The 26,381-nt window shown below is 46.5% G+C and carries 25 protein-coding genes and 1 pseudogene; 20 read left to right on the top strand and 6 right to left on the bottom strand.

Annotated elements, in window-relative coordinates; genetic code table 11:
* Positions 1-89: pseudogene (locus tag C9J03_RS27230) on the top strand (group II intron maturase-specific domain-containing protein); the annotation flags it as partial.
* A 77-nt stretch (positions 90-166) separates the two neighbouring features.
* Here the strand turns inward: C9J03_RS27230 and C9J03_RS25695 are convergent.
* On the bottom strand, positions 167-2,941 hold the full coding sequence (locus tag C9J03_RS25695) for a glycoside hydrolase family 3 protein (protein ID WP_044621358.1): 2,775 nt from the start codon (positions 2,939-2,941) through the stop codon (positions 167-169).
* Between the two features lie 176 nt (positions 2,942-3,117).
* Between C9J03_RS25695 and C9J03_RS25690 the strand changes: the two genes are divergently transcribed.
* The 3 genes from C9J03_RS25690 (at position 3,118) to C9J03_RS25680 (ending at position 5,404) form a co-directional block, all read left to right on the top strand.
* Positions 3,118-4,002, top strand: a complete 885-nt coding sequence (locus tag C9J03_RS25690) for a helix-turn-helix domain-containing protein (protein WP_044621357.1) — start codon at positions 3,118-3,120, stop codon at positions 4,000-4,002.
* 381 nt (positions 4,003-4,383) lie between these two features.
* Entirely contained in the window at positions 4,384-4,932 is a 549-nt protein-coding gene (locus C9J03_RS25685) for an outer membrane beta-barrel protein (protein WP_052829642.1), read from the top strand.
* Positions 4,933-5,107: 175 nt separating this feature from the next.
* Positions 5,108-5,404, top strand: coding sequence for a GNAT family N-acetyltransferase (locus tag C9J03_RS25680; protein ID WP_197078552.1), 297 nt, complete (start codon positions 5,108-5,110; stop codon positions 5,402-5,404).
* An 85-nt stretch (positions 5,405-5,489) separates the two neighbouring features.
* Here C9J03_RS25680 and C9J03_RS25675 read toward each other — a convergent pair whose 3' ends face one another.
* The 3 genes from C9J03_RS25675 to C9J03_RS25665 form a co-directional block, all read right to left on the bottom strand.
* Positions 5,490-6,590, bottom strand: a complete 1,101-nt coding sequence (locus C9J03_RS25675) for an alkene reductase (protein ID WP_044621356.1) — start codon at positions 6,588-6,590, stop codon at positions 5,490-5,492.
* A 21-nt stretch (positions 6,591-6,611) separates the two neighbouring features.
* The gene (gene gloA / locus C9J03_RS25670) at positions 6,612-6,992 is read right to left on the bottom strand and encodes a lactoylglutathione lyase (RefSeq protein WP_044621355.1); all 381 of its coding nucleotides are present in this window, start codon (positions 6,990-6,992) and stop codon (positions 6,612-6,614) included.
* A gap of 931 nt (positions 6,993-7,923) precedes the next feature.
* Positions 7,924-8,715, bottom strand: coding sequence for an AraC family transcriptional regulator (locus tag C9J03_RS25665; protein ID WP_044621354.1), 792 nt, complete (start codon positions 8,713-8,715; stop codon positions 7,924-7,926).
* A 195-nt stretch (positions 8,716-8,910) separates the two neighbouring features.
* On the opposite strand from C9J03_RS25665, the gene C9J03_RS25660 reads away from it, so the two are divergent.
* Both C9J03_RS25660 and C9J03_RS25655 read left to right on the top strand, forming a co-directional pair.
* Entirely contained in the window at positions 8,911-9,768 is an 858-nt protein-coding gene (locus C9J03_RS25660; protein WP_044621353.1) for an MBL fold metallo-hydrolase, read from the top strand.
* A 212-nt stretch (positions 9,769-9,980) separates the two neighbouring features.
* A complete protein-coding gene (locus tag C9J03_RS25655) occupies positions 9,981-10,949 on the top strand; it encodes a DUF4382 domain-containing protein (RefSeq protein ID WP_044621352.1) in 969 nt (322 codons plus the stop codon).
* Positions 10,950-10,985: 36 nt separating this feature from the next.
* On the opposite strand, the gene C9J03_RS25650 is transcribed toward C9J03_RS25655, so the two are convergent.
* Together C9J03_RS25650 and C9J03_RS25645 are read right to left on the bottom strand one after the other, a co-directional pair.
* Positions 10,986-12,755 carry a DUF1501 domain-containing protein gene (locus C9J03_RS25650; protein ID WP_044621351.1) on the bottom strand — a complete coding sequence of 590 codons (1,770 nt, stop codon included), beginning with the start codon at positions 12,753-12,755 and terminating at the stop codon, positions 10,986-10,988.
* Between the two features lie 5 nt (positions 12,756-12,760).
* Positions 12,761-14,260, bottom strand: coding sequence for a DUF1800 domain-containing protein (locus C9J03_RS25645; protein WP_044621350.1), 1,500 nt, complete (start codon positions 14,258-14,260; stop codon positions 12,761-12,763).
* Between the two features lie 519 nt (positions 14,261-14,779).
* On the opposite strand from C9J03_RS25645, the gene C9J03_RS25640 reads away from it, so the two are divergent.
* The 14 genes from C9J03_RS25640 to ltrA (C9J03_RS25580) all read left to right on the top strand — a co-directional run bounded on the left by C9J03_RS25640 (position 14,780) and on the right by ltrA (C9J03_RS25580) (position 26,074).
* Positions 14,780-15,661 carry a mechanosensitive ion channel family protein gene (locus C9J03_RS25640; protein WP_044621349.1) on the top strand — a complete coding sequence of 294 codons (882 nt, stop codon included), beginning with the start codon at positions 14,780-14,782 and terminating at the stop codon, positions 15,659-15,661.
* 160 nt (positions 15,662-15,821) lie between these two features.
* A complete protein-coding gene (locus C9J03_RS25635) occupies positions 15,822-17,015 on the top strand; it encodes a DEAD/DEAH box helicase (protein WP_044621348.1) in 1,194 nt (397 codons plus the stop codon).
* 156 nt (positions 17,016-17,171) lie between these two features.
* The gene (locus C9J03_RS25630; RefSeq protein ID WP_276329436.1) at positions 17,172-17,636 is read left to right on the top strand and encodes an NUDIX hydrolase; all 465 of its coding nucleotides are present in this window, start codon (positions 17,172-17,174) and stop codon (positions 17,634-17,636) included.
* Positions 17,637-17,666: 30 nt separating this feature from the next.
* On the top strand, positions 17,667-18,092 hold the full coding sequence (locus C9J03_RS25625) for a VOC family protein (RefSeq protein WP_044621347.1): 426 nt from the start codon (positions 17,667-17,669) through the stop codon (positions 18,090-18,092).
* Positions 18,093-18,110: 18 nt separating this feature from the next.
* Positions 18,111-18,470: an MmcQ/YjbR family DNA-binding protein gene (locus tag C9J03_RS25620; protein WP_044621346.1), complete on the top strand. Its 360-nt coding sequence runs from the start codon at positions 18,111-18,113 to the stop codon at positions 18,468-18,470.
* A 148-nt stretch (positions 18,471-18,618) separates the two neighbouring features.
* A complete protein-coding gene (locus C9J03_RS25615; protein WP_044621345.1) occupies positions 18,619-19,194 on the top strand; it encodes a GNAT family N-acetyltransferase in 576 nt (191 codons plus the stop codon).
* 26 nt (positions 19,195-19,220) lie between these two features.
* Positions 19,221-19,613 (top strand): ACT domain-containing protein, encoded by a 393-nt coding sequence (locus tag C9J03_RS25610; protein WP_044621344.1) that lies wholly within the window; start codon positions 19,221-19,223, stop codon positions 19,611-19,613.
* A gap of 45 nt (positions 19,614-19,658) precedes the next feature.
* On the top strand, positions 19,659-20,126 hold the full coding sequence (locus tag C9J03_RS25605; protein WP_044621343.1) for an HAD family hydrolase: 468 nt from the start codon (positions 19,659-19,661) through the stop codon (positions 20,124-20,126).
* 15 nt (positions 20,127-20,141) lie between these two features.
* Complete coding sequence (locus C9J03_RS25600; protein ID WP_044621342.1) at positions 20,142-20,663, top strand: GNAT family N-acetyltransferase; 522 nt, start codon at positions 20,142-20,144, stop codon at positions 20,661-20,663.
* A 664-nt stretch (positions 20,664-21,327) separates the two neighbouring features.
* On the top strand, positions 21,328-21,462 hold the full coding sequence (locus C9J03_RS27140; protein ID WP_272946032.1) for a hypothetical protein: 135 nt from the start codon (positions 21,328-21,330) through the stop codon (positions 21,460-21,462).
* Between the two features lie 206 nt (positions 21,463-21,668).
* Complete coding sequence (ltrA, locus tag C9J03_RS25590) at positions 21,669-23,141, top strand: group II intron reverse transcriptase/maturase (protein WP_044621947.1); 1,473 nt, start codon at positions 21,669-21,671, stop codon at positions 23,139-23,141.
* Positions 23,142-23,382: 241 nt separating this feature from the next.
* Positions 23,383-23,856, top strand: a complete 474-nt coding sequence (locus C9J03_RS25585; RefSeq protein ID WP_107291797.1) for a GNAT family N-acetyltransferase — start codon at positions 23,383-23,385, stop codon at positions 23,854-23,856.
* A gap of 404 nt (positions 23,857-24,260) precedes the next feature.
* Positions 24,261-24,395, top strand: a complete 135-nt coding sequence (locus C9J03_RS27135; RefSeq protein ID WP_272946032.1) for a hypothetical protein — start codon at positions 24,261-24,263, stop codon at positions 24,393-24,395.
* A 206-nt stretch (positions 24,396-24,601) separates the two neighbouring features.
* Positions 24,602-26,074 (top strand): group II intron reverse transcriptase/maturase, encoded by a 1,473-nt coding sequence (ltrA, locus tag C9J03_RS25580; protein WP_044621947.1) that lies wholly within the window; start codon positions 24,602-24,604, stop codon positions 26,072-26,074.
* Positions 26,075-26,381: the final 307 nt, after the last annotated feature.

The raw sequence follows: 26,381 nt of genomic DNA, 5'->3' as shown, positions 1-26,381 counted from the left end.
TGGGCATGTACTCATTGAGAGATGGGTATGAGTCACTGAAAATATATTCGGAACCGCCGTATGCGACCCACGCTTGTACGGTGGTGTGAGAGGACGGAGGCCGTGAGGCCTCCTCCTACTCGATTTTGCGCTCTTTGAATTACCCTATTCGTTTACTCGAACAGTACTAGTTTCTGAGAATAACGATTTCCTCCAGCTCTAGGCCGGGTTTGACGAAATTAATATCCAGGTAGTAGAAGCCCGGCTGTAGCTTTACCTTGAGCCCTTCAACAGTTACGGATTCCCCATCTGTCCCGTGCAGTGGCAAGGTCATACTGAACTCGTCATTAAGGAGCAGGCTGCACGATGACTGTGCCAGCGCATCTCGCTCATAGTTCATGACTCCGTTGAATTGGTAAATGCCGGCTTCGCTCACTTCAATCACCACGGATGTGTTGAGCTTAGTACCTAGCTTAATACTTTCCTCTATGGGATGCGTCTCTCCCCCTGGTGCTTGCGGCAGTGCCGCGAAGGCTTTGATTGGCTCGTAGGCGGTTAGCGGGCGTTCCATCACCGGTGCTGCCATGATAAAGCGGCAGATATTCATTGCGCTTCGCTGCAGTTCGCCCAAGGTTAGTGTGCCTTTTTCAAGCGTTTCTAGGGTGTCATCGCCCATAGCATTGCTTTCGGCACCGTCATTGTCGACCACCATGTAGAGATCGTTTTGCGCCCGGAGCATGAACGAGGTAAAGGTTTTGCTTTCTTCACCGGCTGCGATCGGGTCGTTCATTTTCGCCCACCAGTCTGTCATCACAATACCTTGAAAGCCCCATTCGCCACGCAGAATCGTCGTGTTGAGATCATAGTTGGATGCCGCCCAGTGCCCGTTGACCGGGTTGTAAGAGGTCATGATGGTCGAGGCATTGCCTTGTTTCACCGCCATTTCAAAGGGCTTGATGTGTACTTCGCGCATAGCACGCTCGGACATGATGCTGTCGACATCGACCCGCGCGGTTTCCTGATCGTTAGCCGCGAAGTGCTTGATCGTACCGGAGACACCCGCGTTGCTCAGGCCTCGGGTCTGTGCCGCCGCCATCACGCCAGTCATAAACGGATCTTCAGAGAAGTATTCGAAGTTGCGGCCGTTTAATGGATGGCGATGGATATTGATACCCGGGCCAAGCAAGGTGTCGATATGATTGGCCCGTAGCTCTTGGCCGATCAGGTAAAATAGCTCCTCGTTGAGTGCTGCGTTCCAGGTGCAGCCAAGCAGGGTTCCAATTGGTACCTGTGTCGCTTTGTGGCCACTGTCCATGCGAATGCCTGACGGCCCGTCTGCAGCCGCTGCCACGGGGATGCCTAGCTCGAACAAGCTGTCACTGACCCCGCCAAATGCCGCAGCTGTGCCCGGTGTGACTTTTGGGCTGCACATGCCTTCACCGCGTACGATGGTTGCCAATTGCTCGGGTGTCATTTGGGCAACAAACGCCTCAAGGCTGGCTCTACCTTGTTTCACGTCCAATAAGCTGATGTCTTGGTTGCCTGTCACTTCGAATGACGGCGGCATGTTGGCCTGAATACGCTCAGCCAAGCATGCTGTGCGCAAAGGCACCACTTCATGGCAGACTTGGTAAATGCCCCGGTCATTTTTTTGCGCTGGCTTGATACGCTCGAAGGTGTGGGTTGGCGCACATGCTTCAGTTAGCGTTTCTACAACCAGCAAAGCATCGAGTTGTAAGGTCGCGGCAATGGACTCGGCCTGGCGAACACTGGCACCCAAGTAAAACTGGTACGTTCCGGGCTCGAGTACGTAGCAATTGCGGTGATCTGTTGCACCACTGTCGTCATAGCTGGCCAATGATGCCACTGGCACTGAAATTCGAACCAGCTCACTAGCCCCTGGCTGGATGGTCGGCGTTTTGGTAAAGCCCGCAAGTACTCGGGCGGGTTTACCCAGCTCGCCTTGTGGTGCTTCGACGTAAAGCTGGGCCACTTCCTTGCTGGCGAAGTGATTGCCTACGTTTGTCACTCGGATATCAAAATGAAGAACGGCGTCAGGTCCATTTCCTTGGGTAGAAAAGTCGACCAACTGGCGTTCGAACTGGGTGTAGGACAACCCGGCGCCGAATTCAAACTGTACCGCTTCCGGGTTGAAGGTTTCAAAGTAGCGGTAGCCGACATAGATGTCTTCAACATAGAGGTTTCGGTCTTTACGCCCGAAGTGGGCTGATGATGGGTAATCAGCCAAGTGGTAGGCGATGGAGTCGGTTAGTCGGCCGCTGGGTGACTGCTTGCCGGATACGACATCGGCAAGGCCGTGGCCGCCTTCCATGCCAGCCGCCCAGCTATACAGTACGCCCTTGATGGACTGGTGATGTTCCACCGTATTCAGCCATGCCATGTCCATGATGTTGGTCACGTTCATCACTACAATGACATCGGTGAAATGGCGGTTCACCTTGGCGATCATGTCGAGCTCTTGCTCGGTTAAACGATAGCTGCCCGGCTCATCGGCGTTATCTTGATCCTCACCTGCGGTACGGCCAATAAATACCATTGCCTTGCTGGATTGTGCAGCGGCTTTTGCTACCAACTCGTCAGTCAGTGGCATCTCTTGTTGGAACCAGGGCTCTGCAGCCCAGCCGCCGCCACCGTCATCGAAGGGGTGCTGGGCAATCCAGTCTTGATAGATCGCCGCCAAGTCTTCATTCAGGCGAATGTTGCTATTGGCACGCAGGCCTTCCAATGCATTGACCGCGTAAGGAACATTGACGGCTCCGCCAGAGCCGGTACCGCTGCGGTATGTGTCGATCTGGCAGCGCCCGAACAGAGACACAATATCGTGGGTCTTCAATGGCAGTACTGCATCTTCATTTTTCAATAATACGATGCCTTCCGCGGCGGCTTGGCGGCTAACTGGGACGAGCTTTTTCTGCGCTTGGCTAATTTGTTTTTGGTTCATACACAATCACACAACTGTTTGTTTCGTAGTAGAGGCCAAATGTGGCTTGTAATGTCGCCGGTACTGCAAAACAGCAAAAATACATGGATAGATATTCGTTTTGCCACCGAGAAATAGTATGCTGGCTTGGTGCGCCATTCTACCAATATGGCGACAGTGAAAAGGAATATCGCGACATGAGCATTACCTATCAGCTCAAATCACATCAGAAGCACGGACACCTTAAATTTGCCTATGTAGATGGCCATCATCACTGTGACTTTGCCGTCCATAAACATGACTTCTCCGAGTTGTTTCTGGTGGTGAGTGGCAGCGGCAAGCACACGGTCGCTCAGCACGAATATCCGCTCAACAAAGGGGATGTGTTTGTGATCAATGGTGACATCGAACATGGATTCAGAGATGTGGACAAGCTCAAGATCATAAACTTGATGTTTGATCCTCAAACGCCGTTCTTCGAGAGCCCATCAATGCGCCAATTGTCCGGCTACCAGGCGATGTTCAAAGTCGAGCCAATCGCTCGGCAAACCACGGAATACCAGGCGAAGCTCACCCTCGACAGACAACAGTTGCCTGAAATAGAGCGCTTACTTGCCGCACTGAAAAATGAATACCATGCTGCTTTGCCAGGCTTTGAAGTCATGCTGACCAGTTTGATGCAGCAACTGGTGATTGCGCTTGCTCGGATGTACCAAGATCAAAGCCAAGAACTACCGCAGACCACTTTGGCACTAAGTCGGGCTCTGGTGTTTATCGAGCAACATTTTAATGACGCAGAGGTGAGTAGTGAGCTGATTGCTAAAGCGGCCTTCATTAGTAAGCGGCAATTGGAGCGCTTGTTCCGGCAGTTTCTTGATACTTCACCGAATCACTATCTCAGGGAGGTCCAGCTTCATTACGCGACAAAACTACTGTGCGATGAGCGTAACAGCTCCATCCAGGGAGTTGCAGAGCAGTGCGGCTTTGCTGATAGCAACTACTTTTCGAAGTGCTTTAAACAGAAGTTCAATCAGAGCCCAAGAGCGTACCGAAAGAGTCATCTTTTCCTGGAGGAAAACTAACTCTTGCATAGGTTTTGCTGAGAGTTATAAGTTATTCGATAAAAATTAGTTGAGAATAATGACAGTAAAAGAATATCTATAACAGAAAGAAAATGTGGTTTTTCTTTGGCTTCTAAATTAAGTCGTATTTGAATCGGCAAGCTTTTGCCAAAGGCAGCCGTTTTTCTTAAAAATGAGAAAGTTGTTTCGAAAATGGTTGGCTAATCTTTTGAAATAATTGCCTACTTTTGACGGCATAGTTGAAGCGTTATTTGAAAGCTTCCCGGCGTATCTTGTCAATGTGTCGCTGCATAACAATACACTCAATAACTCCTTAAGACCTTAATAGAAGTAAAGTCAGTTACACCTGAATTTATTGTTGGTTAGGTGCAGGTAAAGACAATGTCCAATCTTAAAAGTGCCAAGCTACTAAAGTTAAAGGTATTCATGCCGTATCTCAGTATCATTACGATTTCTCTTATGGTTTTTTATTCATCCCAGTCAAGAGCGGATACGGATTATTTTGTCGGCGGTGGCGTTGGCTACCAAGATGACAAACTAGATGGAGGAAGGGCAACTAATGGCGAAGATGCAGTCGTTCAACTGAATGCGGGGTTGACCATAAACTCTGAGCATAGGGTAACGGCAACCTACAGTTACAAGGATAAGTTCAAACAAAGCCTGTTTTTTGCATCATATGATTATCTCTATGATTTAACTAATAAGGTCTCTTTGAATGGCGGTTTTTTATTAGGTGTCGGATATAACGATATTGCTAGTGAGACATCCGTTGACTTTATAAGGGGGGTGCAGGTCGGAACAACTTACCATATCAATAAAGACTGGAGTACAGATCTTACTTATCGATATATACACCAAGACTTTGATGAAGAGGGTGTCGATATAGATAATAGTCAGCAAGTTGTTATTATTGCTAATTATCATTTTTAGCGATGTGTTGTTTATTGACCGTGCCATTGCATGAGTCCAATGGCTCGGTTAGGTTGAATATGCAGGGATTTACCGGTTAGACGACAAAACTTACTGGCTGTTTATCTGTCAGGTTGATTCAGTTAATATTGGTGGTGTTACCTAAATATAGCGGATACTAACTGTGGGAAAGGATATGGCCATCAATCACAATGTTATTCACGACAAGGAAAACCAAACCTATTTTGTTGATCTGGTCGATGGCTACCAAGCCAAAGTCAGTTACCAGATCTCGGGTAATGTCCTCACTGTCGATCACTCATCGGTGCCTGAAGCCCTAAGAGGGCAAGGCTATGCCGGTACCATGCTGGAAGCGGTGCTGGAGACTATTGCACAAGAAGGTTATAAAATTATCCCGCAATGTAGCTATGTTGTTCATTACATGAACAAGCATGATGAATGGCAGCATTTGCTGGCAGAGGTAGAATCCTAGCCAGTCCATAAGATATTGAGGCCGATATGACAAAGCCCTGCTCTTAGAGCAGGGCTTTAATGTCTCGGAGCGTTCGGTGGCTGGATTACCGTGTTTGATATTCAGGGTAGTCAAGCAACCCTTTTTCCGCACCACCGAATAACGTTTCCGGATCGTGCGGAGCAAGCGGGTAGTCATTCATGATACGGCTTGGTAGATCAGGGTTGGCAATAAATGGTCGGCCAAAGCCAATCATGTCGGCAATACCTTTAGCGATCGCCTTGGCCCCATTTTCTGCATTGTAACGTCCGGCATAGATGATCGTTCCCTTGTATGCCTCGCGGATCGCTTGCTTAAATGCTGGTGGTGTGTCCGGTGCGTCATCCCAGTCAACTTCTGCAATGTGAAGGTATACCACATTCAGTTTGTTCAAAAGGGCAGCAGCTGCGGTATAAGTTTCCACCGGGCTCTTATCAACAGTACCGTTGAGTGAGGTAAAGGGTGCAAGGCGAACACCAACACGCTCTGCACCGATGGCATTGGTCATGGTCTCCACAACTTCAGCGAGAAAGCGCAAGCGGTTTTCGATAGAGCCACCGTATTCATCTGTGCGGTTGTTCGCCTCAGAGTCGATAAATTGGTTTACCAGGTAACCGTTGGCTGCGTGCAGCTCAATTCCGTCAAAACCCGCCTCAATGGCATTTAGCGCAGCTTGGCGGTACTCACCGATAACATGCCTGATATCGTCTTTGGTCATCTCGCGTGGTTCTACCACGTCGACAAAACCAGGGGCATTGTTTCCGTCGTCGATAAATACTTTCACATTCTCAGCTTTTAGCGCTGAAGACGAAATTGGCTGCTGACCGCCAATATTGGCAGGGTGGGTAACACGGCCCACATGCCAGAGTTGGGCATAGATAACACCGCCTTTAGCGTGAACCGCATCGGTCACTTTTTTCCAGCCAGCTATCTGTTCTTGTGTATAGATACCCGGTGTCCACGCATAGCCTTGGCCCATTTCGGATATTTGGGTACCTTCGGCGACAATCAGGCCGGCATCGGCACGCTGGGCGTAGTAAGTCGCCATCATGTCGTTCGCAATGTTACCCGGTTGGGTGGCCCTTGAGCGGGTCATTGGTGGCATGACGATACGGTTTTTCAGTGATGCTTTGCCAAGGCGCATTGGCTGAAATAGTGCGTCTTTCATCGGTTATACTCCAACCTGTGCTTATTTGCTTGTCTGGATGAGTTCGATAGCGTAGCCATCGGGATCTTTAACAAAGGCAATGTGCGTTGTGCCACCAAGCATCGGCCCGGGCTCACGGGTCACGTTACCGCCAGCGGCTTTGATCTGATCGCAAGTTTGGTAAATGTCATCAACCCCTAAAGCGAGATGTCCAAAGCCGGTGCCGAGCTCGTAAGAGTCGGTGTCCCAGTTATAGGTCAGCTCGATAGTTGGGCCATTTTTGTCATAGCCAACGAACACAAGCGAGTAGCGATATTCTGTGTTTTCGAAACGGTCGAGAACCTGCATGCCCAACACCTTGGTGTAAAACGTGATGGACGTTTCGAGATCGGAAACACGGATCATAGTATGGAGGAATTTCATATCGTACCCTTCTGTAGTGACGCTGAGCAAATGAGTCGAGAATGACTGGTATTTAACCTTCTTTGATGAGGCTACTATAGCGAGGGTAAGGCTAAATAATAAATTATCATTAATTATTGTTTTGATAATTTTAAATTATATTAGTCATGTTTAGGATAAGCGCACCATCTTCATAGGTATCATGTTTGATGACATGCTGCTCACACTGACGTGTCATGATCTTAAATGGTTGGTGGGGCAGGCTATAAGTCAAAGCGCTATGGAATCACGTCTAAGCATTTAATAAGCAGGTATCAATGCCGCCTGAGTTGAGTCTTGGCCGGGTAGCGAGTGTCGAGAGAAGAAAGTAAAGCCAGCACGAATACTGGCTTGTTTGTTTATCGTTATAGTTATTTGTTGAGCAATGTATTGAAGGCTAACAAATTAGAAACGGAAAACGACACGGATGACTTGTGTCCAGCCCCATAGGCTAAAGCCGATTACTGTGGATAAGAACAATGCAGGAAAAATCATGTCAATCATAGTTGTATAACCTAGCTAATTGGTGTTTTTGTGGTTTTATTGTCTAATTTTGCTGGCAATAATCAAAGTAAAACTCTGACTTGTTTTTTGTTTTTGTGATATGCAACTGAGTTTGGTGTTTTTATAAGCATTGATGACTATTAGGTCCTGTTTTGATTCAGGCCTTAAGGTAAGTATCAAGTAGGGCTGGGTATGGTTTTGTATGTGTCGGTTCAAACGAACTAGTGATAGTTAAAGCCGTTAAGCGTTCATCCGAACATGCTTAACGGCGAAGTGAAGATAAGTCCGTATACAAAGAGAATGATGAATTGCTTCATCAGATTTTCCCCAAAGCGCTACGGAGATACAGACCGTTGAGAGGCCTGGGATCTTTCAAACGATAATTGGCTTATGTCGTGCCGTCAGCAGTTTATTCCGAGTTGGCAAAGAAGCGCTGGCGGTATTGTTCGGGAGTGCATTGGGCATGGCGCTTGAACAGGGTAATAAATGGCGATGCTTGATGATAGCCCAAGGTTAATGCCACCTCTTTCACCGAAGAACCTTTGCGCAGTAAATGTAATGAATAGAGGAATTTGCGTCGTTGCCGCCACTCGGTAAAGCTCATTCCGAGTTTATCCTGGCAGTGCCGGGCTAGGGTTCTTTCTGTAGTGTGGAGTATCTGTGCCCAGTCCTTTAATGTTTTTTCCGACATAGGATTGCGCTCAAGTTCATTGAGGATAGGTTTAAGCAGCTTATCGTTGCTGGTTGGTAAAAACTGCTCGTGCTCTTTGGCTTGGTAAACCTGATCAAGCAAAACACGGATCAACCTTTTGTCTTGCTCAGATTCTGCCACGGTTAATCGTCTCGCCTTCAAATCGTTGATGATAGCTTCCATTATTGGGCTGACTTCAAGTAGGCATGGGTAGTTGGGAAGTGGTGACGCTAAAGGATGAGTAATGTTCATCGAGCAATAGTTCAGGCTTCGACGCATAAAGCTTTCATGCTTGATACCTGCGGGTACCCAAACAGCATACTGCGAAGGTGACAGGAAGCGTTTGTCTTCTGCCTTCAGCTCCAAAATCCCGCCGTTGATGATCTGTAGCTGTCCCCATGGGTGGCTGTGGCTTGGCGTTGTCGTGTTGGGTAAGAACACCTCGTGACCGAAAAATACGTCAGCGGGCGGGTTATTGTTATCAAAAAGCGGCTGGTAGATTTTATTCATCGGTTTTTGGGGTCAGGTAGCAGGCAGTTGGTTTTAATTGGTTATTACAGTAATCCCCCAGTTTATGGAAGGCAATCATTACTTGGTTGATATGCGTATGAAACCGACTGTGCTAAAACCTAGCTAAAATAGACAATATAGTGACTAGGTATACAGACATGCTTTTCATGTGTTAGGTAGGTTGGGAGGTAGGCAATGACAGCTTCCATAGAGGCTTTTTTTCATAGTCCGACATCAACACTGAGTTACGTGGTTTACGATATGGCAGGCGGCCACTGCGCAGTGATTGATAGCGCGTTAGACTTCGATTTATCTTCTGGTGTTGTGAGTACAGAGTTCGCCGACGAAATCATTGCCTATATCAGACGCAACCAACTCAGCCTCGATTGGGTATTGGAAACCCACGCTCATGCCGATCATTTAACCGCTGCCAGCTATATCAAATCAAAGTTGGGTGGAAAAATCGGGGTAGGCCAGCATGTTGAAGATGTACAAGCCTATTTTGCGCCTGTCTTTGCGATGGGGGGAACAAATCAGACCGCTGGTGCACTTAGACATCAGTATTTTGATCACTATTTTCAGGATAAAGAAGAGTTTTCCATCGGTATGCTGACGGTGACTGTTGTTGAAACACCGGGCCATACCAGTGACAGTGTCACCTATCTGGTTAACCAAAATGCGTTTATTGGCGACACCTTATTCATGCCTGATTTTGGCTCAGCGCGTTGTGATTTCCCCGGCGGCGATGCGAAACAGCTGTTTGGCAGTATTCAACGAATTTATGCATTGCCGGATTCGACCCGGCTGTGGGTGTGTCACGATTACCAGCCTGGGGGGCGGGAGCTGGAATATCAAACTACTGTTGGTGAGAGTAAATTAAACAATATTCATATAACTGGCGAGACATCAGAAAATGAATTCGTCCAGTTTCGTTCTGAGCGAGATAAACAATTGAATGTACCTAAATTATTATACCCAGCTATACAAGTGAATATTCGTGCAGGTGTGTTACCTGAAGCCTTTATTAAGATACCTATATCGAAAACATTTTAGCTTATACCCTCTCAAAGTGTATGTATTATCAAACTAATATGTATGTTAGGTTGGATGTTCTATGATGGTTTTTTAATCCATACCATTTAAAAATTTATTGTATCTATGTGATATGCTAACAAAACTTTGTCAGTAAATTGTCAATTAAGTTTCTGGTTATTGAGTCGCTGGATAAGTAAGAGATAAAATTGCGACCAGAAATGGAGAGTATTATGACAATTTATAAAACCTTACCCGTACTAGCCGTGGCAACGTTGCTTTCAGCTTGCGGAAGCGACAGCAGTGGCGATTCTACCCAGTATGCCAAAGTTTCTTTCAGCGTGTCTGATGCGCCGGTTGATTCGATGTCTGAAGTCGTGGTGGCTTTTGATAAACTTGAGCTTAAGCACGAGAATGGCAACTCTTACATCATTGACGTTGATCACGACGATGAAGGTAATGACTACCAGCAACTCGATTTGCTTGACTACCAAGGTACAGATGCGGCACTGATTATCACAGAGCACACGCTTCCTGCCGGTGTGTATAAGGAAATGATTGTCCATACCAAGCCTGGTGACATGAACTGGGTGAAAGATGATGACACATCGGGCGAGTATGATCTAAAAATCCCGAGCAATAAACTGAGACTGGGTGGCTTTGAAGTCACTCCGGAAGACGACAATACTGTCCAAGGCTTTACCATTGAGTTTGACCTGCGCCAGTCGCTGGTTGAGCGAGGTAATGCCGGTAAAAATGGTTACAATCTAAAACCTCATGGGGTGAAGATTGTCGACAATCGTCAGGCGGCATCGCTGTGGGGCAAGGTAGACTTTGCTCTATTTGATGCGGGCGAAGGCTGTGCTTATGACACCGGTAACTTTGTTTACCTGTACCCTGAACATGTTTTAGGGGACTATCAATTAGCGGACAACTTTGATCCACTAGATGAAGATTTCAATGGTGATCTTCCTGTCGGAAAATATGTACTGCCATATGCATCAGCTGCTGTTGATCAGGATGGTGACTATGCATTTGGCTATATTCCAGCAGGTAACTACGTCGTTGCATTTACGTGTAATGCAGTCGATGATGATCCTATCCAATATGATAGCGAGATCATTATTGCCAACCCTGAAAATCAGCGGTTCGAAATTACATTGGATAAAATGCAAGAGAAAATCTTCAATTTTACTCTATAAGGAAAGGGCCAGATGGCCCTTTCTTTTTACTCCAATTTAATTACCCCACACTTCTATCTCTTGGAAATTATTCCAGCTCGTTAGACTGGAGTTGACCGGGTCATTATTACCGTTACACGTCAGCTGAATATATTTCACTTCGCTGGCATTAATCGGATTACTCACTAAACCGGTTGTTGTTCCTGGGGTGACAACACTGGAAAGCGGTGAGTAATTGATACCGTCACTACTTACTGCAATGTCGATGAAGTACTGGCGAACATCCCCTTTGGCCTGAGACCATTTTATCTCGCTTAAGTTAGCCATCTGAGTGAGTTCCAAGGTGAAGGTGATACCCAAACCTTTTGCCGTCCATTTTGTCGTGCTATCGCCGTCTACTGCCATTTCCGGTGTGTGGTCAACCCGGGTTTCTGATGCGGAAACGCCAGCAATTGCCAATTTGACCGGAGTGGCTGGTGGTTCAGTGACTTCGCCAAGGAAGCCAAGGTAACGGCTCGGGAAGGCATTGGTGTTGTCTGGGTTTAGGCTGGGGAAGATATAGTCGACACTGTTATCGGACAGGCCGAACCATTTGCATATTGTCGCGGCCATCTGTTCAGACGAGGTGGACGGGATAAACTTATTGCCATTTGCATTTGCACCGTCACGAATAAAGTCTGGATATTGGCCGTAAGCCTTACCACCTATAACTTGTCCGCCTAAAATAATTTGGTTACTTCCCCAGCCATGGTCGGTACCGCGGTTACTGTTATTTTCTATTGTCCGGCCAAAATCAGACATTGTAAAAGTGGTCACTTTTTCATGTAGCTGATCGGCTTCCAGTGAACGATAGAAGGCACTGAGTGCCGCATCAATTTGCGCGAGGATACCATCGTGTTTGCCCCGTTGGTTACTGTGATTGTCAAAACCACCGATAGAGACAAAAAAGACTTGGCGACCTTGGCTAAGATTAGTGCTTGATTGTATCAATCGCTTGACCATTCTTAATTGCTTTCCTAAATAACTCGCGGGAATGCTCTGGTCTTCAGGGAATTGCTCTAACGTATCGTTAAGTGAGGCCTGAAAGTCAATGACGTCCTGAAAACGCTGTAAGTAGCTTTTGGCAAAAGGTGAGCCGGTATTGTTATCAAGGAGCTTTTGCACATTGTTATTAATAGAGTTAATTGCAAGTGGTGACATTGCACGTAGCCCCTCAGCACTAATACGCAGATCAGAACCTGTTAGGCTATTCATTAGTTCGTTGCCACTGAAGGACATCTTAGGTGAAACCACTTCAGAGCCGGAGGCGAGTAGCTCCATCATCATGCCAGCCCATCCGTATGGATGATATTGGCTCGTATTCCAGCTGCGCTGCCAAGCCAGTTGCTGTTTATTATGGGCGCCTAGATTTGGGGGGGATTTGACAGCACCGAGGTTGGCTTTTGTGGTTGGCTCAAGAAGCGTACCCACATTGACGACAGTAGTTGCTGAACCGGCCATCATCAATTGAGCAAGTTCAGGCATGCTGCCATTAAGTGCTATTGCCTGTCCGCTCTCATCGGTAAAACCCGGCATTTCTATAACCTCTGCGGTGCTGAGATGGATATCCGGACGGGCATTGACATAATTGGTGTAGTTAGCAGCTGAGGTGGGGACCACCATATTGAACGAATCATTGCCTCCGAATAAGAATAGGCAGACTATCGCTTTGTAATCACTGTTGTCGTTTGCCAATGCTTGCGTGGGTAAAGTCAGAGACAGTGGTAAAGCTGTGGCCGAGGAAGCAAACGCAGCTGTTTTAATAAAATCGCGTCTTGATAAATTCATAAGGCTTACTCCTGAACCATGAAGCTGGGAGAAATAAAGGCGAAGTACAGCATTGCGGAAACTGCATAAGGCTTGTTATTACTGCTCTTTGCGTTCCACAGCCCCTCTAATCTAGGGGCGAGATCTGCGGATATGTCACCGTGCAAGAAGCGTTTAGCGATGAGATCGGAAAGTGATGCATAGTCACTACTTGCTGTCGTAAAGTCACTGACAACCGGATAGAGCTCCTGTTTACTGTTGGAGCTGGTCTTATAACCATTATCATGGACAACCTTCCAGGCAATGTTGCTTAGTTTGATCACTTGGTTCCAGTCAATGATTTCCAACTCAGGAGATGTCAGGTTGTTAGCTTCAAGCGCACCACTGGGAAGGTGATCGGGTGAGTAGAAATTGAACACCGAGGGGGATCCTAGCGGGTACTGATTGAATGTTTCTTGGTAAAGCATTGCGTCGAACGCAATTACGCCGCCACTTCCTGGTTTGGCATCTAAAGCACGATAGAAGTAAGTCATGGCAAGAATAGGTTCGCGCATCTTGGCGACATGTAGATCGTTTTCTTTCAGCACCTCAGCATCGGTCAAAATGGCGGTAATTACCTCACCTAGGTTACCGCCGGTGTTACGAAAGACAGAGGCAACTCTTTCAACATACTCAGGCCTTGGGTTGGATGTGACGAATCGTTTAATTAGCAGGGTACTGATAAATGGTGCGGTATTAGGGTGGTTGACCAAGAGGTCGAGAACCTGATCCAGTTCGGCTTCCGCCCCGACACCGGCCGGAAATTCTGCGCCGAGAATTTTTTTTGCTTCCATATCATGGGAATCATCATAGGCAACCATGGGCTTTTCCATGCTACTGCCATCCATGAACCAGCCAGTGAAGACGCGTGCCATGTTTTCAATATCATTGTCGTCATAGGTGGGAATCGGTTGATTATCATCGCCAAGCCTTGGGGTGCCATTCAGGTTGAGTTGTTCTAAACCGATGGTAAACAGCTGCATGATTTCACGAGCATAGTTTTGGTCTGGATTAACCCCGGTGCGACTTTTCGGAAGGTTGCCGACCATGGTGAGGTAGTGACCCATAATAGGTGAGCGGGTAACATGATACAGCAGGGTTTTATAGTTACTGAATGCATATTGGGTAAGGATATCGTAGTAGTGAGCCATCTCGGTCGGGTAAGGGGCCAATTGGGCATCTCGATCTCCCACCACTAGGATTTGGCTCAGGGCAAATGCCATGCGCTGGCGCAATTGCGCCCCTTTCCATAATGCGATATCGAACCATGCACAAACCCGCATTTCTTGAGTGGTTGAGGAACTGCCTCGCTGCTGGGCCTGATATAGCGTGCGTTCTTTGTGGCTTTCATAGGGTTCGGTGAGTTGGCTGTTAATCCAGCTGGTGCGGTTATCGAGGCTAAGAAAATCCTCGATCTCTCCTTTTTTTGTCCCCATCGTTGCCATATCCAAGAATCTGGATGCCTGGCGGTATGTTAATCCTTCCATAGATATTCACCTCCGTAATGAAGCGGTTTTGGTTGTTGGTATATCTATCTTGGAAGTGAAATATTGGTATGGGGAATATACCCCTTTGTTTTATTTAAATTTATGATGTCGTGGCAAGGAAATATGAAAATGCCTTGAAAACTAGTCATCTGATGAGAATTCTGTTTATTTCCTAAAACAGTTATAGGCTCTGGTGTTAATTACATTTCCAACCGAGTATAAATCGTTCAGCCCTATATATTGTGGGGTTATGCTCTGTTTGGATATTGGTAACCAGGAAATACGACAGGTGATCGCTGTCTCGTGCGTATTTTTGCTTTTACGCCACGGAAATCGTCAAGTGTTTGTACTGTAGAAAATTATGGGCAATAAACTGCCAGTAACCTAGGTGGTTTTTGGGGTTATTAATGTTTTAAACAATAGTGCTCGGCTTGATCTGGATTTTATCTTAAAACTATGGGAATTTAGGTCTGCAACGTAGGTGCTGAAAATGATGTGTGGGAGTGAAAAGAGGCGCGCATGCCAGAGAAGTTGTTACCGATTATTGATTTTTTTCTAGAACATAAAATACTGCTAAGTGTTGTTATTATTGCATTGGTTCTGATGTTCAGAAGGCTAGTGTTAAAGCAAATTCGCGGGGATGTCGCGTTTGTTTCTGAGCACCAGCGCAAGTGGATGTCACGGACCAAAAACGGTACCTTCACCTTGATGGTGGTGGTGGTGTTTATGCTGTGGCAATCCGAAATTAGCGAGTTTGCTTTGTCAGTTACCGCCATTGCCGTTGCGATAGTTGTTGCTTCCAAAGAGATCATTCTTTGTTTTACAGGGTCAATTCAACGGGCCAGTGCACGTTCGTTTAGAATAGGCGATTGGATCGAGGTGGGTTCGTTATGCGGAGAAGTGATCGAGCATAATTTGATGGCGACAGTGATCCAGGAGATCGATCTTCATCACGGTCAATACCACTTCACGGGGAAAACGGCGACATTGCCAAATAGCATGTTTTTTACCTATCCGGTGAAAAACCTCAATTTTATGAAACGCTACGTTTACCACAGCTTCAATATTACGGTAAAAGAGTTCGTTAATCTTTATGTGATTGTGCCAGAGATCATCGAACAGATCGAAGGACACTGTGACGAATTCATTGATGTGGCAAGGCGCTATAACGGGGTGATCGAAAAGCACGCAGGCGTTGATTTGCCAGGTCCTGATCCGCATGTCCATATCACGACAACCGCAACCGGTGAGCAGGTGGTACATATCATGCTATTTTGCCCGACGGAAATGGCCACGCACCTTGAACAGCTGATACGCGAAGACTTTATGCAGATCTACCAAGAAACCTTTGGTAAAAATGCCCTTCGCGAAGAGCGCAACCCTCGGGTGAGTTATATGTAATTTGCTTACCCTCGTTTATCGTTACCAGAGCCCACAGATAATTCGGTGGGCTTTTTTGTTATGAAAAATCGCAAGGCTAGGCGGGATTCGTGGTACACTCCCGCGCTTCATGTAGAGGCGGCTCTACCATATTTAGTTAAAGTACAATTAGAGGCGATTCATGCCATTCTCTAAACTTGGGCTTAGCGAGTCATTGACCAAAGCGGTTAGCGAACTCGGATACAGCAAGCCAACAACGATCCAGAACAAGGCGATTCCTGTCATTTTGCAGGGCAAGAACCTGATTGCCGCAGCGCAAACGGGTACAGGTAAAACCGCGGGCTTTGTATTGCCAATCCTGGAAAAACTCAGCCATGGTAAAACACAACGTAAGAAGCGTATTCGTGCGTTGATCCTTGTTCCTACCCGTGAGCTTGCGATTCAAGTTGAAGAGAAGATCACACTATACAGCAAGCACCTTGGCCTGACTTCGCTGGCTATGTATGGCGGTGTGGATGAGAAAGAGCAGAAGCAGCGTTTGATTGACGGTGTCGATGTATTGGTCGCTACGCCGGGTCGTCTGCTCGATATGTACGGCAAGCGCGCTGTTCACTTTGAAGAAGTGGAAATGTTGGTCCTCGACGAAGCTGACCGCATGCTGGATATGGGTTTTATCGATGATATCAACAAGATCATCGACCGTCTGCCTGAAGAGCTGCAGTTCCTGCTGTTCTCGGCGACGCTGTCTAACAAAGTCCGTGATTTGGCCAAATCCGTGGTCGAAAACCCGCATGAGGTCAGCATCGCTGCCAACCAAGCGTCAAAAGCAAATATCGAGCAGTGGCTGATCACGGTTGATAAAGATCAGAAGTCGGCACTGCTGAGCCATTTGATCAAAGAAAATAACTGGGATCAGGCGTTGATTTTCATCGAAACCAAGCATGGTGCTGCCAAGCTGGTATCGCAGTTGGAAAAACGGGACATTGCTGCAGAAGCGTTCCACAGTGGCCGTAGCCAAAAGGTGCGTGAGCAGCTGCTGGAAGACTTCAAAGCCGGCAAGATCAAATATCTTGTTGCGACTGGCGTTGGTGCCCGTGGTATTGATATCGAAGAGCTCTCTCGGGTGGTTAACTACGATTTGCCATTCCCTGCTGATGAATATGTTCACCGAATTGGCCGTACAGGCCGTGCGGATGCATCGGGTGAGGCAATCTCGTTTGTATCGAAAGACAATTTCAAGAACCTTTGTATGATCGAGAGTCGTCTGGGACACTTGATTGAGCGCCGTGTGGTAGAAGGTTTCGAGCCTAGAAAGCCGGTGCCGATTTCAATTTTGAATTACGTACCAAAAAGCAAACGTCAAAAGAAAGACTGATTGCCTGTCAATAATACTCAGCCCTTGCCATTCGGTGAGGGCTTTTTTTGCTTGGGTTTTTCATAAGTCACAGAATCTCATGCTGTTATCTGGCAGAATTTTCCCCTCTCAACATATTTACCAATGGTTCCTGCCACTTGATGGAGGCGGCATAACGTGACAACCCAAAAAATTCCAGTGAATACCTCTATTGTTTCGGGCGTTGCTTTATCTGAAATTGATGGCGAGATGAAAATGCTGCTGATGAAGCGGGTAAAGGGCGGATACTGGTGCCATGTAGCCGGCTCTATCGAAGGGGAGGAAAAGGGGTGGCAGGCGATACTCCGGGAGTTTTATGAAGAAACACAAATCTCGGTAACTGAACTCTATAATGCCCAGTATTTAGAACAGTTCTTCGAGGCCAATATCAACGTATTGCAGATTATTCCGGTCTTTGCTGTGTTATGTCCTCCCAATCAACCGGTGACCTTGAATGAGGAGCATACCGAGTATCGCTGGGTGAGTCTTGAAGAAGCCAAAGCGCTGGTGCCGTTCCCCGGCCAACGCCAGGTATATGATCATGTTTGGGCACATTTTGTAGATAATCGCCCTTCCGAGCATATGAAAGTTACTATTAACTAAGCAAGGTTGGCGCCGCATTAAGGAATCAGAGTGAAACAGAGTATTGTCCATATCGCCCTCGTCGTAAAAGACTACGACGAGGCGATAGATTTTTACGTCAACAAGCTGAAATTTGAATTAATCGAAGACACCTATCAGCCTGAGCAGGACAAGCGATGGGTGGTGGTATCGCCGCCGAATTCTAATGGTGTGACTTTGCTTCTTGCCCGAGCTTCTAAACCAGAGCAACTCGACTTCATTGGTAATCAAACTGGAGGCCGGGTATTTCTGTTTCTGAACACAGATGACTTCTGGCGTGACTACAACCGTATGGTGGCTGATGGCATTCACTTTGTCCGTGAGCCGAAAGAACAAGGTTACGGCACGGTGGCTGTTTTTGAAGATCTGTACGGAAATTTATGGGATCTGCTACAGCTCAATCCAGACCACCCTATAGCTAGACGTATTGCTCGCTAGCAGATGATGAGATCAGCTATGAACAAAGAACAGATCATTGAATTTATTTTGACTCTTCCCGAAGCCGAATTGGATTATCCCTTTGGTACCGATGTCATGGTGTTCAAGGTGCTGGGCAAGATGTTTGCGCTTATCATTGTCAATGATGGTATTGTCGATATTAACCTCAAAGGGGCTCCGGCGGACAATGAAGCGCTAGCGTCCATGTTTACGGCTATACGCCCTGGCTACCACATGAACAAAAAGCACTGGATAACGGTATCTGTAACCGAAGAGATTGAAGATGGCATGCTGAAGGGCCTGATCGATCGCTCCTACGACTTGGTGGTAGCCAAGTTGAAAAAAGCCGACAGAGAACGGCTTGCGATTCATAGGTAATGAGTAAACCATGGGTAAATCTTCTTTGCTTACAAGGCATGCAAAGAGAGGAGATCCAGAAGCGGTTGCTGACAGAGCCACTCTGAACAAGGTGATATGCTTATACTCATTAGAATAGTAAGAGCAGTAAAGGGAAACAGACAGTCAGATGGCAAGTAGGTTAGAAACAGAGAGGTTAATACTGCGTCAGTGGAAGCGGGAGGATTATCCAGACTACGCCAGACTGAATGCTGACCCCACGGTTATGATGTATTTCCCCGCGGTGTTGTCCCGGCAGGAAAGTGAAGCCCAAGCGGCACGGATCACTCAGCTAATCGCGGAAAATGGCTGGGGGTTCTGGGCGGCAGAGCTAAAGGCGACAGGGCAATTTATCGGCTTTGTGGGCTTACACCGCCAAGATGAGTTGTCAGGGATCCCCAATGCACCATTTATCGAAATTGGTTGGCGGCTTGCCAAAGAATACTGGGGTAAGGGTTATGCTCCCGAGGCTGCTCGTCGAGCATTGCAATTTGCTTTTGAACAGCTGTCAGCGCCAAGCATCTACGCATTTACTGCTTTGCCCAATACCCCCTCGCAACGGGTGATGGACAAAATCGGTATGACGAATATCGGACAAGACTTTGACCACCCCAAGTTACCAGTCGGGCATCATCTCAGGCGCCACTGCCTTTATCAGGTAACCCGAGAGACTTGGTTAGGAAGACTAAAGCCGCGCAGCCCTTGATGTCGCCGGCATGAAATGGAGGAAAAATGACGGGTATTTGCGATCTGCAAGAGCTGCTGAAATCTATGGCCCCTGAACTGACAGAAGGGGAGTATGTATTTTGTAGTGTTGACGGTGAGTTAGAAACATATCTCGCCTTGTCGCCTATTGCGACCTTTCAAGAGTCGGAAGGACTAACGCTAGTCGTCAGCAAACAAAACGCTGATAGGGCCTGCTTGGCTTATGAGTCGACTTATAGAATGCTTACCCTCACTGTGCATTCCAGCCTAGATGCGGTGGGTTTAACGGCTGCAGTCTCCTCCAAGCTCGCAGAGCAGGAAATAAGTGCCAATGTTATAGCGGCGTATTACCATGACCACGTATTTGTGCCGAGTGCCAAGGCCGAACATGCTTTGCGTGCTCTCAAATCACTCTCTTAAACAACGGAAGTAAAGCTTGTTCTTGTCAGGACGAAAGGATGCTTAATGGCGAAAGTCTATTTATTTGATTGGGGAGACACCTTGATGGTCGACTTCCCTCAGTACCAAGGAAAAATGTGTGACTGGCCCGAAGTGAAGGCGGTACCGGGAGCGCGGGAAGCCCTTCACCGTTTGTCGGCGAAATACCCAATCTATGTTGCAACCAACGCCGATGACTCGTCAGTTGATGATATTAAACAGGCTTTCATACGAGCAGGGCTAGCGAAGTTTATCAGTGGCTATTTTTGTAAAGTCAATATGGGGATCGCCAAAGGTACGCCAGACTACTTTCAGCGCATAGTTTTGGCGCTGGATGTCGAGCCTTTTGAGATCACTATGGTCGGCGATACGTTGGAAAAGGACATTCAGCCGGCTATGGCGGCAGGATTGCAGGCAATTTGGTATCAGCCGGATTTTACGCTAAAGGGCGAAAGGCAATATCAACAAATTAGGCATTTGGAAGAGCTGGTATAGCGAGTGAGGGAATAGATGCAATTAGTTTATCCGAGTGAGGAGTATCGATTGGCTTTCGAGCGGTTTTACGATGATTTTGTTAATCATGATAAGGAAAACGCCTCGTATTATGAGGGCGGAAAAAAGAATTTTGATCGATATATTCAATCGTTAATTGATGAGTCCAACGGCGTGAATTTACCTGAAGGGTATGTGCCTTGTCACCATTATTGGCTTGTTGACTCGAGTCAAGAAATATTGGGGGTGATCCGGATTCGTCACAATATCAATACGCCTTTTTTATCCCATGAAGCAGGGCACATCGGTTATGATATTGCTCCTCGTTTTCGAGGCCAAGGTTACGGAAAAGCGATGCTGAAGTTGGCTCTGCCGAAAGCCTGCCAATTAGGTATCGCAACAGCCCTCATCACTGCTGACGAAGACAATATCGCCTCACGCACTGTCATTGAACACAATGGTGGGCAATTAGATAAAATAGTGCAGGGTAAGGTATTTCAGTATCCCATCGCTCGATACTGGGTTGACTGCTGTTGTTAAAGTCGCGTCATAATCGGTAGAAATCATTAGTAATCAAGCTGCGAAAAGGGGGATTCCCCTTTTCACACTTTGGCTAACCCGCCGCTAAATGCTATCCTTCGTGCCAGTTATAGCGTGATATCCGGAAGTAAGATGAATTTTAACCGTATTGCGTTCTGGGTTTGTGCTAACAAGGCTGTCGCTTAGGTTATTGATATAAAACGAATAGGTGATACAGCGAAATTTTGTAAGCTTTTTGCTGTGCTACCTTTTGATTGACCTCTTGTTTGAAGCTCAAAAGAGTTAGCCATGCTGCTGGTTGGTTTGGATCTATGTGTGTATGACAGACGGAGTTGGCGAGAGCCTTGATAAATTCCACAGCCGTCCAATGCTGCTTCATTTAGCCTATATAAAATCTAGCGTGTTAAAAAACTAACTTAGTTTTGCCCGTGCGACCTGAAGTCGTATGAAGCGTTGTTCACCGCTTTATGAGTGGACCATCTGTATCACCAGATGAACCTATGGGCCTGAATAAAGCAGCGGCTCAGACAATGTAACGAAGAGCAATCTAAATTGCTCGGGATTCGAATCGTGAGAGGACGATCCTCCTGATAACCACACAAATCGGGTGAGTGCTAGGTAGTCAGTATGATGAACGTAAGTGAATCCATCTAAGGTGCGTTATATGACGAAGCAGCGGAAGTGGTTATTGCGCTGTAGCCAAAAAGGCAATGGGAGTTGGAAAGGGATTGGGCAATGCTCTTTCGTGATCGACACGCTCCCCGCACTAGAGTGGGCATCTAACCTGACATTTACGTAACATACGGAACAGGGTAAGCCTGTATCACTCCCTATGGGAAAGCCTTTGTGGCCGATAGTGATGCAGGTAAAGGAGGTCGGAAAAAGCGAAAGCTGTATTGTAACGATGCAGATACAGACTTATGTCTGGTCACGAAAGTGAGCCTACTTCCGACTGGTCTCCCATTGCGAGAGAATTTTAAGAACTTTATTCAAGGGGAAACGCAAATGATGATTTCAAAAGAGATTAGTGCCTCTCCTGACAGTCTTCAATGGCAGTCAATCGACTGGAAATCCGTTGAAGCGCTTGTATTAAAGCTTCAAATGCGTATCGCAAAAGCAACTAGAGAGAAGAAACACGGTAAGGTGAAGTCCTTACAGTGGCTCTTAACTCATTCTCGCTCAGCCAAGCTTCTTGCGGTTAAGCGAGTATCTCAAAATAAAGGCAGCAAAACGCCTGGAATAGATGGTGTCATCTGGAACACAGATGCACGCCGTATGAAAGCAGTTAATCAATTGAGCAGAAAGGCATACAGTGCCAAACCGCTCAAGCGTATTTATATCCCCAAAAAGAATGGCAAACTTCGACCGCTAGGTATCCCGTGTATGATAGACCGAGCGCAACAAGCGCTCCACCTTCTTGCACTGGAGCCAGTGTCAGAAACCCTTGCCGATCCAAACAGCTATGGATTTAGGCCAAACCGCAGCACGGCTGACGCTGTCGATCAGTGCTTTAAATGTTTGGCACTAAAGAAATCAGCTCAATGGGTACTCGAAGGGGACATCAAAGCCTGTTTCGACAAGATCGGCCACCAATGGCTTCTTGATAACATCGCAGTAGATAAGCGCATGTTGGAACAATGGTTAAAGTCTGGCTTTATGGACAAAGGTCTGTTCTACCGTACCGATGAGGGCACACCACAAGGTGGTATTATATCTCCTACCTTGATGTTAATGACTCTCGCAGGTCTTGAACAACAGATAAAGTCCACCGCACTCAAACAGGGTGCAAGAGCCAACTTTATCGGATACGCCGACGATTTCGTCGTCACTTGCGCTTCAAAGGAAGTGTTGGAGTATGATATCAAACCGTTGATTACTAACTTCTTATTAGAGCGAGGCTTAACACTCTCCGAAGAGAAAACGCATATTACCCATATTAACGATGGCTTTGACTTCCTTGGGTTCAATCATAGGAAATACAAAGGAAAACTACTCATTAAACCGAGTAAATCCAATACGTTGATGTTCTTGAGTAACCTGCGTGAACTCATCAAAAAGCATGCAACCCTTCCAGTGAATGATCTTATCAAACTGATAAATCCAAAGCTAAGGGGATGGTCGAACTATTATCGACACTGTGTTGCTAAACAGGTATTCGGATATGTTGGCCACAAACTATTCCAAGCATTATGGTACTGGGCAGTTAGGCGTCATCCAACCAAGTCCAAGAACTGGGTTGTTCATAAATACTTCCTCAATCGTAAAGGCCAATGGCAATTTCACGGCTGGCAGAAGATCATGGACATGGATTGCCTGTTTAACCTATTCCAAATAGCAAAAGTGCCTATTGAGCGACATGTGAAAATCAGGAGTTCAGCGACTCCTTTTGACCCTGAATACCAAGAATACTTGGTAAAGCGGAAGTCAAAAAGACAAGCTCGCAACTCGTGGGTTGATCCTGCTCTAACTGCTTTATAAGTTGTTGGGTGTCAAACGATGCCTTAGTGGAGGCTTGAGCCGTATGCAGTGAAAGTTGCACGTACGGTTCTTAGGGAGACGGCACTTGGTAACAAGTGTCGTCCACCCGACCTTTATGGTTTAGAGCTCACAACTTTGCTTACAGAAAGCATTGAGTTTGACTTAGTTTTCCTTATGTAGATATTCTGACCATCTGTAATGCTGATTGAATAAGCTAAGAGTTGAATTCAAGGGAACGATTATGCAGGTAAGTTGCAGGTTACTTGGTAAAAACGATAGTAGTGCGTATAGAGTACTGAGGCTGGAGAGTCTTCAGTTGCACCCAGAGCTCTACGGGGCAAGCTTTAAAGAGCAGTCTGAGTTAAATAAACTTTACTTTCAAACGTTGCTGGAAGAGGAAAGTGAGCAAGGAGCGATGATCGGTGCTTTCATCGGTGAAAAGCTCGTGGGTTTATGCGGGCTATTGTCTCTGGAGGGGGGTAGGTCGCTAGAAGTTGTACAGATGTATGTGTCGCAAGCATTCAGGGGTAAATCACTTGGAAGTATCATGCTTCAAAGAGCAAAATCTGTACTTGATTCAAGAGTTGAAAACGAGCTCACCTTAACAGTGTATAAACTTAACACCGCAGCGATTGAGTTATACCAAAAATCAAAGTTTGAGCTCGTTGACCAGTCTGAGAAAGAGTACCGTATGAGCTACCAATGCTCAAAATAGTCGATATCTAGGGCGGTGAGTTGAGGCATACATGTCAGTCGGGCTACCAAATTTATGCCCCAAAACGTGTCTGAGGGCCTAGGTCGTAGAACCAAAATTCTTCACTAAGCTAACGAACGTTAGGCTAAGGTTCGTTAGCTTAGCAACTCTTGTAACTCAAAATTGCCCGTGCGACCTGAAGTCGTATGAAGCGTTGTTCACCGCTTTATGAGTGGACCATCTGTATCACCAGATGAACCTATGGGCCTGAATAAAGCAGCGGCTCAGACAATGTAACGAAGAGCAATCTAAATTGCTCGGGATTCGAATCGTGAGAGGACGATCCTCCTGATAACCACACAAATCGGGTGAGTGCTAGGTAGTCAGTATGATGAACGTAAGTGAATCCATCTAAGGTGCGTTATATGACGAAGCAGCGGAAGTGGTTATTGCGCTGTAGCCAAAAAGGCAATGGGAGTTGGAAAGGGATTGGGCAATGCTCTTTCGTGATCGACACGCTCCCCGCACTAGAGTGGGCATCTAACCTGACATTTACGTAACATACGGAACAGGGTAAGCCTGTATCACTCCCTATGGGAAAGCCTTTGTGGCCGATAGTGATGCAGGTAAAGGAGGTCGGAAAAAGCGAAAGCTGTATTGTAACGATGCAGATACAGACTTATGTCTGGTCACGAAAGTGAGCCTACTTCCGACTGGTCTCCCATTGCGAGAGAATTTTAAGAACTTTATTCAAGGGGAAACGCAAATGATGATTTCAAAAGAGATTAGTGCCTCTCCTGACAGTCTTCAATGGCAGTCAATCGACTGGAAATCCGTTGAAGCGCTTGTATTAAAGCTTCAAATGCGTATCGCAAAAGCAACTAGAGAGAAGAAACACGGTAAGGTGAAGTCCTTACAGTGGCTCTTAACTCATTCTCGCTCAGCCAAGCTTCTTGCGGTTAAGCGAGTATCTCAAAATAAAGGCAGCAAAACGCCTGGAATAGATGGTGTCATCTGGAACACAGATGCCCGCCGTATGAAAGCAGTTAATCAATTGAGCAGAAAGGCATACAGTGCCAAACCGCTCAAGCGTATTTATATCCCCAAAAAGAATGGCAAACTTCGACCGCTAGGTATCCCGTGTATGATAGACCGAGCGCAACAAGCGCTCCACCTTCTTGCACTGGAGCCAGTGTCAGAAACCCTTGCCGATCCAAACAGCTATGGATTTAGGCCAAACCGCAGCACGGCTGACGCTGTCGATCAGTGCTTTAAATGTTTGGCACTAAAGAAATCAGCTCAATGGGTACTCGAAGGGGACATCAAAGCCTGTTTCGACAAGATCGGCCACCAATGGCTTCTTGATAACATCGCAGTAGATAAGCGCATGTTGGAACAATGGTTAAAGTCTGGCTTTATGGACAAAGGTCTGTTCTACCGTACCGATGAGGGCACACCACAAGGTGGTATTATATCTCCTACCTTGATGTTAATGACTCTCGCAGGTCTTGAACAACAGATAAAGTCCACCGCACTCAAACAGGGTGCAAGAGCCAACTTTATCGGATACGCCGACGATTTCGTCGTCACTTGCGCTTCAAAGGAAGTGTTGGAGTATGATATCAAACCGTTGATTACTAACTTCTTATTAGAGCGAGGCTTAACACTCTCCGAAGAGAAAACGCATATTACCCATATTAACGATGGCTTTGACTTCCTTGGGTTCAATCATAGGAAATACAAAGGAAAACTACTCATTAAACCGAGTAAATCCAATACGTTGATGTTCTTGAGTAACCTGCGTGAACTCATCAAAAAGCATGCAACCCTTCCAGTGAATGATCTTATCAAACTGATAAATCCAAAGCTAAGGGGATGGTCGAACTATTATCGACACTGTGTTGCTAAACAGGTATTCGGATATGTTGGCCACAAACTATTCCAAGCATTATGGTACTGGGCAGTTAGGCGTCATCCAACCAAGTCCAAGAACTGGGTTGTTCATAAATACTTCCTCAATCGTAAAGGCCAATGGCAATTTCACGGCTGGCAGAAGATCATGGACATGGATTGCCTGTTTAACCTATTCCAAATAGCAAAAGTGCCTATTGAGCGACATGTGAAAATCAGGAGTTCAGCGACTCCTTTTGACCCTGAATACCAAGAATACTTGGTAAAGCGGAAGTCAAAAAGACAAGCTCGCAACTCGTGGGTTGATCCTGCTCTAACTGCTTTATAAGTTGTTGGGTGTCAAACGATGCCTTAGTGGAGGCTTGAGCCGTATGCAGTGAAAGTTGCACGTACGGTTCTTAGGGAGACGGCACTTGGTAACAAGTGTCGTCCACCCGACCATTATCTTTTAGTTAAAATACTCAGTAACACAGTTTTATTATATTTGACTTACTTTTCTTATTGTGAGTGTAAATTCTTACCATTCTCCAATGGTAACAAAATGATAAGTTGTGATGCTAAATGTGTTAATTCCATGCGTCACTTTCTTGTTTTGATAGTATGCGCCGATTCTTTTACAGCACAGATTACAAGCG

This window comes from Photobacterium gaetbulicola, from assembly GCF_003025515.1.
GTDB lineage: Bacteria > Pseudomonadota > Gammaproteobacteria > Enterobacterales > Vibrionaceae > Photobacterium > Photobacterium gaetbulicola.
This window is presented reverse-complemented; position numbering and strand designations above follow the sequence as displayed.

Excerpts from the sequence above, each read along its gene's own strand:
- C9J03_RS25695 (WP_044621358.1), bottom strand. The coding sequence starts at position 2,941 with ATGAACCAAAAACAAATTAGCCAAGCGCAGAAAAAGCTCGTCCCAGTT.
- C9J03_RS25690 (WP_044621357.1), top strand. The coding sequence starts at position 3,118 with ATGAGCATTACCTATCAGCTCAAATCACATCAGAAGCACGGACACCTT.
- C9J03_RS25685 (WP_052829642.1), top strand. The coding sequence starts at position 4,384 with ATGTCCAATCTTAAAAGTGCCAAGCTACTAAAGTTAAAGGTATTCATG.
- C9J03_RS25680 (WP_197078552.1), top strand. The coding sequence starts at position 5,108 with ATGGCCATCAATCACAATGTTATTCACGACAAGGAAAACCAAACCTAT.
- C9J03_RS25675 (WP_044621356.1), bottom strand. The coding sequence starts at position 6,590 with ATGAAAGACGCACTATTTCAGCCAATGCGCCTTGGCAAAGCATCACTG.
- gloA (WP_044621355.1), bottom strand. The coding sequence starts at position 6,992 with ATGAAATTCCTCCATACTATGATCCGTGTTTCCGATCTCGAAACGTCC.
- C9J03_RS25665 (WP_044621354.1), bottom strand. The coding sequence starts at position 8,715 with ATGAATAAAATCTACCAGCCGCTTTTTGATAACAATAACCCGCCCGCT.
- C9J03_RS25660 (WP_044621353.1), top strand. The coding sequence starts at position 8,911 with ATGACAGCTTCCATAGAGGCTTTTTTTCATAGTCCGACATCAACACTG.
- C9J03_RS25655 (WP_044621352.1), top strand. The coding sequence starts at position 9,981 with ATGACAATTTATAAAACCTTACCCGTACTAGCCGTGGCAACGTTGCTT.
- C9J03_RS25650 (WP_044621351.1), bottom strand. The coding sequence starts at position 12,755 with ATGAATTTATCAAGACGCGATTTTATTAAAACAGCTGCGTTTGCTTCC.
- C9J03_RS25645 (WP_044621350.1), bottom strand. The coding sequence starts at position 14,260 with ATGGAAGGATTAACATACCGCCAGGCATCCAGATTCTTGGATATGGCA.
- C9J03_RS25640 (WP_044621349.1), top strand. The coding sequence starts at position 14,780 with ATGCCAGAGAAGTTGTTACCGATTATTGATTTTTTTCTAGAACATAAA.
- C9J03_RS25635 (WP_044621348.1), top strand. The coding sequence starts at position 15,822 with ATGCCATTCTCTAAACTTGGGCTTAGCGAGTCATTGACCAAAGCGGTT.
- C9J03_RS25620 (WP_044621346.1), top strand. The coding sequence starts at position 18,111 with ATGAACAAAGAACAGATCATTGAATTTATTTTGACTCTTCCCGAAGCC.
- C9J03_RS25615 (WP_044621345.1), top strand. The coding sequence starts at position 18,619 with ATGGCAAGTAGGTTAGAAACAGAGAGGTTAATACTGCGTCAGTGGAAG.
- C9J03_RS25610 (WP_044621344.1), top strand. The coding sequence starts at position 19,221 with ATGACGGGTATTTGCGATCTGCAAGAGCTGCTGAAATCTATGGCCCCT.
- C9J03_RS25605 (WP_044621343.1), top strand. The coding sequence starts at position 19,659 with ATGGCGAAAGTCTATTTATTTGATTGGGGAGACACCTTGATGGTCGAC.
- C9J03_RS25600 (WP_044621342.1), top strand. The coding sequence starts at position 20,142 with ATGCAATTAGTTTATCCGAGTGAGGAGTATCGATTGGCTTTCGAGCGG.
- C9J03_RS27140 (WP_272946032.1), top strand. The coding sequence starts at position 21,328 with ATGACGAAGCAGCGGAAGTGGTTATTGCGCTGTAGCCAAAAAGGCAAT.
- ltrA (WP_044621947.1), top strand. The coding sequence starts at position 21,669 with ATGATGATTTCAAAAGAGATTAGTGCCTCTCCTGACAGTCTTCAATGG.
- C9J03_RS25585 (WP_107291797.1), top strand. The coding sequence starts at position 23,383 with ATGCAGGTAAGTTGCAGGTTACTTGGTAAAAACGATAGTAGTGCGTAT.
- C9J03_RS27135 (WP_272946032.1), top strand. The coding sequence starts at position 24,261 with ATGACGAAGCAGCGGAAGTGGTTATTGCGCTGTAGCCAAAAAGGCAAT.
- ltrA (WP_044621947.1), top strand. The coding sequence starts at position 24,602 with ATGATGATTTCAAAAGAGATTAGTGCCTCTCCTGACAGTCTTCAATGG.